The organism is Carboxylicivirga sp. M1479 (assembly GCF_007097485.1).
Classification (GTDB): Bacteria; Bacteroidota; Bacteroidia; order Bacteroidales; family Marinilabiliaceae; genus Carboxylicivirga.
In genome coordinates, this window is record NZ_VKDE01000053.1 from 1 (window position 1) to 10,599 (window position 10,599).

The following is a 10,599-nucleotide window of genomic DNA, read 5'->3' on the forward strand; positions in this document are numbered from 1 at the left end:
AAAGCACCTTTGGGCGGTTTGAAGCCTCCTCCTGCAAGACGACCTCAGTGGCTCAACCCTACAACTGGTTTCCACCATCTCAATTTACAGCATGTAGTGAATATTTTGCCGTTCACTACTTCTCGGCACACGATGAAGCGTTTGGCGATTTAACGAACCAAACCTTCTAAAACTCCACTGAGCCAAATCTTTGATTTGTTTTTATCTTTTCATATCAAAAGCCAAATCAAAGATTTGGCAGTGGTCGGTTACCTGGTTTAACGTCCAAATGCTCACGAATGCCAAGTGCTTTATACTAGCGTGTTAGCAATTGTTATTTTACTAATTCCACTTCGCTAGGTCTCCATTCTTTATCTATCCATTCTTGTTCAGGACCAAACATTCTAAAGACAACAAACCAACTCTTTCCTGGGATTGTTTGAATCCAATTATTCTCGTAACCCTCTGGACTTTCAGGAGCAAAATACAAATCACAAGAACCATCTTCGTTCAATTTTATTCCATCCGATTGACTTCCAAGAGTTGGGAATTTTTGGTCTGTTTGAAGTTGAGAACGTGTTTGTGCATCATAAACTGTTGCTGCCCAAAAATCTTTTGCTGGAGGATTTGCAGGAACATTTAATTTGTAAACTTTACTACCGTCAAATGGAAGTTTATCTGCATCAACAAGGGCAATAGCATAGTCAGAACCCTTTCCAGGAATAGTTACAGCCATAGCAGGAGTAACAACGGTAAAAGGATAATGAAACATAACTCTGGCATCACTATTCATGGTAAAGCCATCTTTCCCGGAGAAGAACACATTCTTATCTACCCACCCCATTTGCCAAGCACTGTTCTGGCCTGGGTATACCTGAATGCCATTCATATTATCAACACTGCCACTTGTACGAGGATACCATACAATTGAACGTGCTGTGGCATTTGCAATGGCAACCGCATCTGTTAGTATTCTTTTCATTCGTGCATCTGGTGCAAATGGTTTCCCTTTTTCAATTCCAATTGAAGCAAGCAAACCTCTAATTTCAGGACTAATAAAATCTATTGGCTCATAATGAATAACCTCTGCAACGTGTTCGTAAAACGAATAATCATTTGTATGAACTGTATTCCAAGCTTTATTACTTCCACTAATCCACTCCATTTTAGGTGGATTGTCTTTTTGGCTTAATGCATACATTTTTAATCCTTCTTTAACTCTTTTTGCTGTTACATCAACACCATCTGCAATAGAAGTTCTTAAAAGTGTCCAAATTTTATAAGTCGGTGATTTTACAATAAAATACCCTTCAGGTATTTCACCTTCGTACCCTGGAGGTAGTACCAAGTACTTACCTCCTTTACCTTTATCTTGTCCAAAAGGTCCAACATCTGCAATATATCTAAACCAGGCATCATTCAATGCACCAAGCATTCCAGGAGGAACTTCTAATACTGTAGGGCCATATTTTTTAAGATCGAAATTTGGCATAGCGTAAAGTGTTGAAGTGTTACCTGTTAGGAATAATGGTTTAGAATCCATTAGTTTATCCATAATCATTACCTTATTAAGGTTGTTGCCTCCTATAGATTCTGAACCAGAAATTAAACCTCGAATTGATGCTGCTGGTATCGATTTAAGAAAAACATCGACACCTCTCATTCGGTCTAAATTTTCATATACCAATTCTGCTGTTTCAGGGTAAGGAGCACCATCTATAAATTTTAATGTGCCAATAGACGATTCAACCTCATTGGGTGTTGTTATGCCACTTGGTATTTCTGTACTTTGTGAATAAGTAGAAGGAGTTTTTTGAGTCTTATTACTTTCTTGCTGGTTTTCAAAGCTACAACCTACTAGAATAGAAAGTAGCACTGCTGACAAAATGTAGTTTTTCATGTTTTTTGTTTTTGTAGTTTCTAATCAATAATTCACTTAATAACAAATACATAATACTAATTGTTGAAACAGGGCTTTCTCTCATAATAATTGCTAACGGCCTGCCGCATGGTGCGTAAGGCGAATTAACCTTACTAACTTTCCAAAAAGAGCGGAGCCAAAGCGTTGTATTGGTTTTTAACTTTTCATTTCTAAAGCCAAATCAGCGATTTGGCGGTGTTGACCGTGGCTAATAACTTTCCAAAACCCGCTAAACGCCTTTTGCACTATAGCGGTTTGTTGGCAGCTGGCATTTATTATTCTAAATATTCTACTTCAAAGTCGATAGCATTTCCTGAATTCTTTTTGAATAATATTAGTTTCTTTGAATTTGGTTCGCATGAAATTGAGTCTCCGTTTTCGAGATGCAAATACAGTGCTGTTTTTTTCAGAGTCCAGTTATAAGCCATTACGCTTTTATAAGTACTGTCTTTAAAAATAATTAAAGTTGTGCTTTTATAATCTTTATTGTCCAGAACAACACCATGTATAGATTCATTGCTTTTCAATAATGGATATTCTTCAAAAACATTATCGGTTATTTTATTTAGTCCAAACACCATTAAAATTGAGCCAATAACCAATATTGGAATCCAATATTTCAAATTCTTAAAATCGTTTTTGTTCTCAAATAAATCCATTCCCAAAAACCTTATTTAATCTTCATTTTTATGAATTGTGTGAATTTCGCTTGCTGCCAACTTCTTTTTAACATGCAATGCATGTTATTTCAAATATAGAAAAAGTTTAATGCAATGATACATCCCTTATAAGGCATTATTATTGAAGCATTCTGCTTACATGTTAGAAATCCCACCAACCTTAAGCATCTCTATTTATTATTTAAAGTAATTCTATATTATCATCAACACTAGATTATTTTATTTTCTATTCATAATTTGCTGCGCTTACACAATCAACTTTACTCTAACGTAAGTATACAAACCAAAATCATGAAGAAAAACCCGAACATCTCCCCTTGTCTATTCCCGAATAATATATTTTCCAAAAATCATCACACACCATCAGTTTTAACTGTTAAACAATGCCTTGTAAATAAGGGCTGACCATCATTTTTTGAAATATTCCCATTGCAGAATGACAAAATACCATCCCGAAATCATACAATCCCCCGTTGGAATGACAAAATACCAGTCGTCTACAAAATTTATGTGGGCATGAATGGTTTGCAGGCGATCTTTATTGATTTCTAAGCGGGATTATGTCATTTACGAATGGGCTGGAGTCATTTCTTTGCAGTCTTTACCAAATATTTAGTGAGATTGAGCGAAAAAATTGACGCCGACAGTTATTAATCAACAGTCTTCTGATAAAACAAAGCGGAATACAGCATTTGAACATGGTGTTTCGCCTAAAAGAATGAATTAAATGATAACCAATCGCCTATAACTTAATTAACAAACACAATGAGCAAATTTATTGATGAATTAATCAGCAAATCCGGTGTTGCCATCAACAACGGTAAAAATCAGCCAGCTTTAGCGGCGCTGTTACTCGAATATGGTTACACCCCCGAACGCATGGCCGTAGGTGAAAGCTTATGGAGTACTGCCAATTCGTTGAACAAAACACAACAAAAAGAGAATGGTGAACAATTAGCCGCTACTGAAACTTTAAACAAGAGTATAGAAGCAGCCAATGCTGTTTACATCCCCCACTTGAAAGTAGCTCGTATCGCATTTCGAGACGATATTAAATACTGGACTCAGCTGGCCTTAAAAGGAAAACGCAAACAGAGCATATCGGGCTGGTTGGGACAGACCAATGTACTATATACCAACCTACTTAATGATGAAAATGCCTTAGGGAAAATGTCAGAATTCGGCCAAACACGTGAGAAGCTCGAAGTTGGCCATCAATTGGTTACAAAAGTAGAAGAAAATCTGGCCACTCGAAAAAAGGAAATGGGCGAAGCGCAGGATGCCACCAAAGCACGCGACAAGGCCATTGATGACTTGCAAGACTGGTACTCTGACTATATTGAGATTGCCCGCCTGGCATTGGCTGGACAGCCTCAGTACCTCGAGATGATGGGTATTATTAGTCCGTCGTAGTTATCAATTGATCGTTAGATTTTAGTATCAAGACTTATTTACAAGGCGCTTAAAACAAGGTGAATAGAGAATAAGCAAGATATTTCCTTTAATATTAATTATCAGTTGATAACAAAAAAAACCCTGTAAATAAAAATGGGCGATTGAAATATGGGGTTACATAAGTTTACGACTAAAAGGATACTTAATTAGTAAAAATACAGATGTCATCACTCAAAGTGATGACATCTGTTTCTTTTATAACACAAAAAAGGCTGCTTCGTAACAAAGCAGCCTTTCTAATTTATATCTAATTGCTATTAAGCATCTGCTAAATCAGGCTTATAAAACCCAAGGTCATCAATTGATGATTCAAAGATGAAACCAGCTTTTGCATGGTTATCAGCTTTACCTCGTGCAATAAATATCTCTGCTGAGGTCTTGAATTTATCATCGCGCTGTGTATCGTGCAACAATAGGTAACCCATTACAATGTTACCAGCCATCTCTACCATACGGCGAGCCTGGTAATCAACATACTCAAGATCTTTAACAGCTACAACGGCCTTAACAGCACGGTCATACTCTTCTGTCATACCAATTAATGTACGGCGTAAAGCATGTAACTCAGGCTTTAATTCCATCATTTCGAATTCACGAATACGATCAAGGTAACCACCAGTTGTTACACCACGGATAGCTGCTACAACTTGTAACTGCGTTGTTCCTTCGTAGATAGATGTAATACGTGCATCACGATAAATACGCTCTACTGGGTAATCCTTCATAAAACCAGAACCACCATGAATTTGTACTGCATCGTAAGCTAACTGATTACTGTACTCCGATGTCATACCTTTCAATAGTGGCGTAAAGAAGTCAGCTAACTTTTGGTAACGCTTCATCTCTTTACGTTCTTCTTTGTCAAGCTTACGCTCTTCAGAAATGTGCATGTATGTTTTATATACATCAACATAACGCGATGTTTCATACAACAATGTACGGCCAGCGTCTAACTTTGCTTTCATGGTTGCTAGCATCTCGTATACAGCCGGGAACTGGATAATAGGCTTACCAAACTGCTCACGCTCCTTAGCATAGGCTAAAGCCTCGCGATAAGCGGCCTCACTCACACCAATCGACTGAGCACCGATACCTAAACGAGCACCGTTCATTAATGCCATTACATACTTGATCAATCCCATTTTACGTGAACCAACCAACTCAGCAGGAGCATCTTTAAATACCAATTCACACGTAGGCGAACCTTTGATACCCATTTTATTCTCTAAACGACGAACAATAACAGCCTGATGACTGCGATCGTAGATAAACATAGATAAACCACGTCCGTCTTGTGTTCCTTCTTCAGAACGAGCTAATACCAATGCAATATGACCATCACCATTGGTAATGAAACGCTTCACACCGTTTAACACCCACTGACCATCTTTCATTTCAGCTTTTAACTGAACAGCCTGAAGGTCAGAACCAGCATCTGGCTCTGTTAAATCCATAGCCATGGTCTCACCGTGCGATACACGTGTTAAGAAACGTTCCTTTTGGTCGTCATCAGCGAATTCATTGATTGTTTCAGCACAATCCTGTAATCCCCAAATGTTCACAAAACCAGCATCGGCACGCGATACAATATCAGCAGCCATAATATAAGGAACGATTGGAAAGTTCAAACCATCGTACTTACGCGGTAAGGTAATTCCCATCAAACCAGCTTTTACCAAGGCATCCAGATTTTCCTGAGTTCCTTTGGCATAAACTACTTCGTTGTTGACAATGTGAGGACCTTCCTGATCCACACCTTCAGCGTTTGGAGCAACGATGTCGCCACAAATTTCGCCTACAATGTCTAATGTTTTTTCGTAGCTATCCATGGCATCTTCAAAGTCCATGGGTGCATAATCGAATTTATCTTTATCAGCAAAATTGCGCTCTTTTAAAGCAACAATCTTCTTCATCAACGGATGCTCCAAATGGAACTTTAAGTCCGGATTATCTGTGAAAAAATTTGCCATTTTGTTTTTTATTTTGAGTCCCGAAATATCGGAATTCTGATCCAACAATAATTTAATTTAATGGTCAATTGTTAATGGTTAAATATTAATGATTAGTGATTAATTAACCATTATACATTCATCATTAATAATTTCTAGTATGCATTAACCATTACTTTGTGTTCTGCTTATAGAACTTAATTAACTTAGGCACCACTACCCCAACATCACCAGTAATAACGTAATCGGCAATTTTATTGATTGGTGCATTTGGATCATTGTTAATGGCAATGATCATAGCTGACTCTTCCATACCAGCGGTGTGCTGAATTTGGCCTGAGATACCACAAGCGATGTACAACTTAGGACGAACAGTAACACCTGTTTGACCAATCTGACGGTTGTGATCGGCATAACCAGCATCAACAGCAGCACGCGAAGCACCAACTTCACCACCTAGTACGTGAGCTAATTCTTCCAGTTTTTCAAAGTTCTCTTTTGAACCAACACCGTATCCACCAGCAACAATTATTGATGAATTCTTGATGTTAACCTTTGACTTCTCCATGTGGCGCTCAATAATCTTCACCACTAGGTCTTCAGGCTTCAAAATCTTATCAACCTCAATCTTATTTACTTTGCCCTTATAAGTAGCATCGTAAATCTCTTTCTTCATCACACCTTCACGAACAGTAGCCATCTGTGGGCGACAATCCGGGTTGATAATGGTTGCAACAATGTTACCACCAAAAGCAGGACGAATCTGATATAATAAGTCTTTGTATTGTTTCTTGGCTTTTTTGTCCTCGTGATCGCCAATTTCAAGAGATGTACAATCGGCAGTTAAACCACTTACTAATGCTGATGACACTCGTGGACCAAGGTCACGACCAAAAGTAGAAGCACCTAATAAGGCAATCTGCGGCTTCTCTTTTTCAAATAAATCAACAATAATACTTGTGTGAGGAAGTGTTGTATAAGGATCCAAGCGCTCGTCGTCACCAATATGTACAACATCGGCACCATATGGATACAACTCTTTTTCCACACCTTTTAAGTTATGGCCTAATACTAAAGCCTCTAACTTACAATTTAATTCATTGGCAAGGGAACGACCTTTTGTCATCAATTCAAGACTGACATCGGCTACCTTTCCCTCCTCTATTTCGCATATAACAAATATGTTATTCATTTTCTCGAATTTTAACCGTTTTACCGGCTGGTGTTAAACAATTTATTAAAACATTAACCGATGGTATGGTTAGCGATAAGCTCTTTCATCAACTCATCAATTTCCTCATCAGCTGGTGTTAAACGTTTGGCTTCTTTAGCCTGGAACACCACATTTTCGATTTTCTTAACTTTAGTAGGAGAACCTGATAGACCTAACCACTTGGTATCGGTTTCGATATCATTAACGCTCCACTCCTCAATATTTAAATAAGGACGATCGGCTGTTAAATCGATGTAATCTTCAGCTTCGCTCTGACGCTCAGTAATGGTCTTGGCATGCTTAAATTTCATCAATAACTTGGCGTTACGCGGACGGCAGTCGGGTGCACTGGCGTTAACCGTAATAACACCTGGTAAAGGCATTTCAACCGTTTCAACACCTCGCTCTAAACGACGACGAATAACGATTTTCTTTTTCTCAGCTGAAAGCACTTCCTCAGCATAAGTTACCTGTGGCAAGTTTAACTTTTCAGCAACCTGTGGTCCTACCTGCGCTGTATCACCATCAATAGCCTGACGACCAGCGATGATTAAATCGCACTCATCCATTTTTTTAATGGCGCATGAAATAGCGTATGAAGTAGCCAATGTATCAGAACCGGCAAAAGCGCGGTCTGTTAATAAATAACCATTATCTGCTCCTCTATATAGACCTTCACGAATTATATCCGCTGCACGACCGGGTCCCATCGTTAAGATAGTTACTTCTGTACCCGGGTATTTATCTTTTAATCTTAAGGCTTGCTCAAGGGCATTCAAATCCTCAGGATTGAAGATAGCCGGCAATGCCGCACGATTCACTGTCCCATCAGCTTTCATGGCATCTTTGCCTACATTTCGGGTATCAGGTACTTGCTTCGCAAGAACTACAATTTTTAATCCCATTGCTTCAATTTTTGGTAAAGAATTATTATCGGATGACAAATATATAAAAACAGTTCAATTAACAAAGACATTTACATCACCCTGATTATGTGCGCAATACGTCATTTTGTTTAGTTTTTAAAAGTTTGAAATACTCTTTTTACAAGACCACACAAACCCTTTACCACACACATTTACTGAACCTTAGAAGTCCTTCACCTTCTTTTTCGACTCAACAGAGCCTATACATGCAATATTGAACAAAAAGGAAATAGTTTTGCTCTATTTAAAATGAGTTTAAGTAACGTATAGGTCTGTAAGGTTTTACTGAAAAAAACGACCAATACAACACCCTTATACTCCATAGCTTAATGTAAAATTGAATATAATGGATAAATTCATACTCATACTGCTATTAGCAATCGTAAGTTCAAATATTATGGCGCAGGACTCAAGTAAATTAAAGCTTAACAAACTTAACGAAGAAGAAAAACGGGTTATTTTAAATAAAGGTACAGAATACCCCTACACTGGCGAATACACCAACCACAAAGCCAAGGGAGTATACATCTGTAAGCAATGCGATGCACCTCTTTATTATTCAAGCGATAAGTTTGATTCAAATTGTGGCTGGCCAAGTTTCGATGATGAAATAAAAGATGCCGTAACACGCATACCTGATATTGACGGACGCCGAACAGAAATCATTTGCACCAAATGTAAAGGACATTTAGGGCATGTCTTCATCGGCGAAGGCTTCACTGATAAAAACACGCGCCATTGTGTTAATTCTATTTCCTTAAAATTTGTGCCGGCAAAAGAGCAGTAGCTTAGCAACAGGTAAATGAAGATATTACTGCCAGTTTTGCAAAAGATAATCGCTCATTAGGTTAACATACTCAGTAAGCTTTTTATAATTGATTTTATCAGGTGTGTCATTGTGAGTGTGATAATCCTTATGCAAACCAGTGTAAAAGACCGAGGCATCTGATTGCGGTCTGAAGCTCGCTTGATCAGAAGGGTATCCAACAATCAGAAGGAATAATTCAGGATCGAACCTTCGAATCTTTAAATAATCGGAATTTTGCTTTGCATACTTATCAAAACTTCTGATGAAATCCTTACCCTCTTTCCCTTGTCCTTTTGCAAATACAACATCGTTACAACTTTTCCTATCTTTCTTGTCACGCCCAATCATGTCCATGTTTATAACGAGTCCAATATCCTGTCCTATTTCTTTGGCAAAATACCGCGATCCATATAAACCCAACTCTTCGGCGTCAAATAAACAGAAATAAACATCTTGCTCCGGCTGAAAATCGGCTCCCTTTAATCTGCTTGCAATTTCTAAAACAGCTGCTGTACCTGAAGCATTATCATCTGCACCAGGAAAGAAATCAGTTTCAGCCACTCCCTTTGTTTTTCTGGAGTATAAAGAATCCACATGATCGTAATGAGCACAAAAAACAAGCGCTGGTTGGTTAGGCTGTGTTCCCTCTATTTTAGCGATTACATTTTTAAATGTCTTCACACTCAGAGAATCAGGCTTTTCAGTTATATGCAATTCGGTGTTGTTGTTCACAAGTAGTTTTGATACACTTGATTCACTTGCCACTAAAATATTAAATTGATCATAGGCCTGTAAATAATCATCACACTCCTCCTTATTGTGAGCATAATGCAGGTAGTTAGTAAGTATATAAACTTCATGTGCACTTTTAGACTTCTTCAAACTCTCCAGGTTTATCTTAAAACGCTTTTTTCGTTTATTGGATAGCAATAGAACATATCCGTAGTTGCCTCTTGCATCTGCAGACTCCTTAATTCTTTGAAGGCCGTCATCAAAAGTCTCTGCATGTATCTTAAGATAAACGTTTTCATTTTTATGCTGATCTGCTTTCACATCATCTACAATTGTAATACTCGCACTATCAACCAAATGCTTCTCTTTATTAAGATGAGCAACTAAAAATGTATCAACCCCATTTGACAAAATAGATGGCATCGGTATCTTTCTACTTCTGGAAAAGTATTGATAATACGCTGTTGAGTCGCTAAACTCAGATAAATCTGAGGATTTGAAATTTTCTGCAATATACTCAGCGGCCAAGTGACCTCCTTGAGTACTGGCAATTCGCCCATTTAGTTCGGCAGACGATAAAAAATAAACATGATCTTTAATGACTTGCTCGGTAACCTGAGCGTTGATAAGATGACAGAACACAAGAATTTGGAAAACAAATAGCTTTCTCATCGGTAGTAGGGTATTAAAGGTTAAGACTAATTATCCTATACATTAGTTAGGAAGACCGAAAATAGCAAGTTTTTTAATTATTAAACAATATTATAATCCTATTTAAAACCATTCCATATTCCATAAAAAAAGAGGGTGTCCAAAAACGGATTCCCTCTTTTTTCGTTCATAATCAATTGATTACAGCTGAGTTAGTTTGTTCATGTGCCTGATATTTAGTATCTTAAAAGCATGAAACAAATCAATTTCAAGCCCTATAATCAA

Annotated in this window: 8 protein-coding genes; 2 read left to right on the forward strand and 6 right to left on the reverse strand. The window is 37.8% G+C overall.

The window, feature by feature from the left end:
• Window positions 1-313: 313 nt before the first annotated feature.
• A complete protein-coding gene (locus FNN09_RS20350) occupies window positions 314-1,879 on the reverse strand; it encodes a DUF1254 domain-containing protein (protein ID WP_143304334.1) in 1,566 nt (521 codons plus the stop codon).
• Window positions 1,880-2,175: 296 nt separating this feature from the next.
• A complete protein-coding gene (locus tag FNN09_RS20355; RefSeq protein WP_143304335.1) occupies window positions 2,176-2,559 on the reverse strand; it encodes a hypothetical protein in 384 nt (127 codons plus the stop codon).
• Window positions 2,560-3,345: 786 nt separating this feature from the next.
• Between FNN09_RS20355 and FNN09_RS20360 the strand changes: the two genes are divergently transcribed.
• Window positions 3,346-3,993 (forward strand): hypothetical protein, encoded by a 648-nt coding sequence (locus FNN09_RS20360; RefSeq protein WP_143304336.1) that lies wholly within the window; start codon window positions 3,346-3,348, stop codon window positions 3,991-3,993.
• A gap of 299 nt (window positions 3,994-4,292) precedes the next feature.
• On the opposite strand, the gene FNN09_RS20365 is transcribed toward FNN09_RS20360, so the two are convergent.
• The 3 genes from FNN09_RS20365 to FNN09_RS20375 form a co-directional block, all read right to left on the reverse strand.
• Window positions 4,293-6,005: an acyl-CoA dehydrogenase family protein gene (locus FNN09_RS20365; RefSeq protein WP_143304337.1), complete on the reverse strand. Its 1,713-nt coding sequence runs from the start codon at window positions 6,003-6,005 to the stop codon at window positions 4,293-4,295.
• A gap of 151 nt (window positions 6,006-6,156) precedes the next feature.
• Window positions 6,157-7,176 (reverse strand): electron transfer flavoprotein subunit alpha/FixB family protein, encoded by a 1,020-nt coding sequence (locus tag FNN09_RS20370; RefSeq protein ID WP_143304338.1) that lies wholly within the window; start codon window positions 7,174-7,176, stop codon window positions 6,157-6,159.
• Window positions 7,177-7,229: 53 nt separating this feature from the next.
• Window positions 7,230-8,102: an electron transfer flavoprotein subunit beta/FixA family protein gene (locus FNN09_RS20375; RefSeq protein WP_143304339.1), complete on the reverse strand. Its 873-nt coding sequence runs from the start codon at window positions 8,100-8,102 to the stop codon at window positions 7,230-7,232.
• Window positions 8,103-8,469: 367 nt separating this feature from the next.
• On the opposite strand from FNN09_RS20375, the gene FNN09_RS20380 reads away from it, so the two are divergent.
• Window positions 8,470-8,910, forward strand: coding sequence for a methionine-R-sulfoxide reductase (locus tag FNN09_RS20380; RefSeq protein ID WP_143304340.1), 441 nt, complete (start codon window positions 8,470-8,472; stop codon window positions 8,908-8,910).
• Window positions 8,911-8,934: 24 nt separating this feature from the next.
• Here FNN09_RS20380 and FNN09_RS20385 read toward each other — a convergent pair whose 3' ends face one another.
• Window positions 8,935-10,335: a M28 family metallopeptidase gene (locus FNN09_RS20385; RefSeq protein WP_143304341.1), complete on the reverse strand. Its 1,401-nt coding sequence runs from the start codon at window positions 10,333-10,335 to the stop codon at window positions 8,935-8,937.
• Window positions 10,336-10,599 lie beyond the last annotated feature (264 nt).

What these genes read in the sequence shown, in the direction of transcription:
- FNN09_RS20350 (WP_143304334.1), bottom strand. Translation starts at nt 1,879, where the DNA reads ATGAAAAACTACATTTTGTCAGCAGTGCTACTTTCTATTCTAGTAGGT.
- FNN09_RS20355 (WP_143304335.1), bottom strand. Translation starts at nt 2,559, where the DNA reads ATGGATTTATTTGAGAACAAAAACGATTTTAAGAATTTGAAATATTGG.
- FNN09_RS20360 (WP_143304336.1), top strand. Translation starts at nt 3,346, where the DNA reads ATGAGCAAATTTATTGATGAATTAATCAGCAAATCCGGTGTTGCCATC.
- FNN09_RS20365 (WP_143304337.1), bottom strand. Translation starts at nt 6,005, where the DNA reads ATGGCAAATTTTTTCACAGATAATCCGGACTTAAAGTTCCATTTGGAG.
- FNN09_RS20370 (WP_143304338.1), bottom strand. Translation starts at nt 7,176, where the DNA reads ATGAATAACATATTTGTTATATGCGAAATAGAGGAGGGAAAGGTAGCC.
- FNN09_RS20375 (WP_143304339.1), bottom strand. Translation starts at nt 8,102, where the DNA reads ATGGGATTAAAAATTGTAGTTCTTGCGAAGCAAGTACCTGATACCCGA.
- FNN09_RS20380 (WP_143304340.1), top strand. Translation starts at nt 8,470, where the DNA reads ATGGATAAATTCATACTCATACTGCTATTAGCAATCGTAAGTTCAAAT.
- FNN09_RS20385 (WP_143304341.1), bottom strand. Translation starts at nt 10,335, where the DNA reads ATGAGAAAGCTATTTGTTTTCCAAATTCTTGTGTTCTGTCATCTTATC.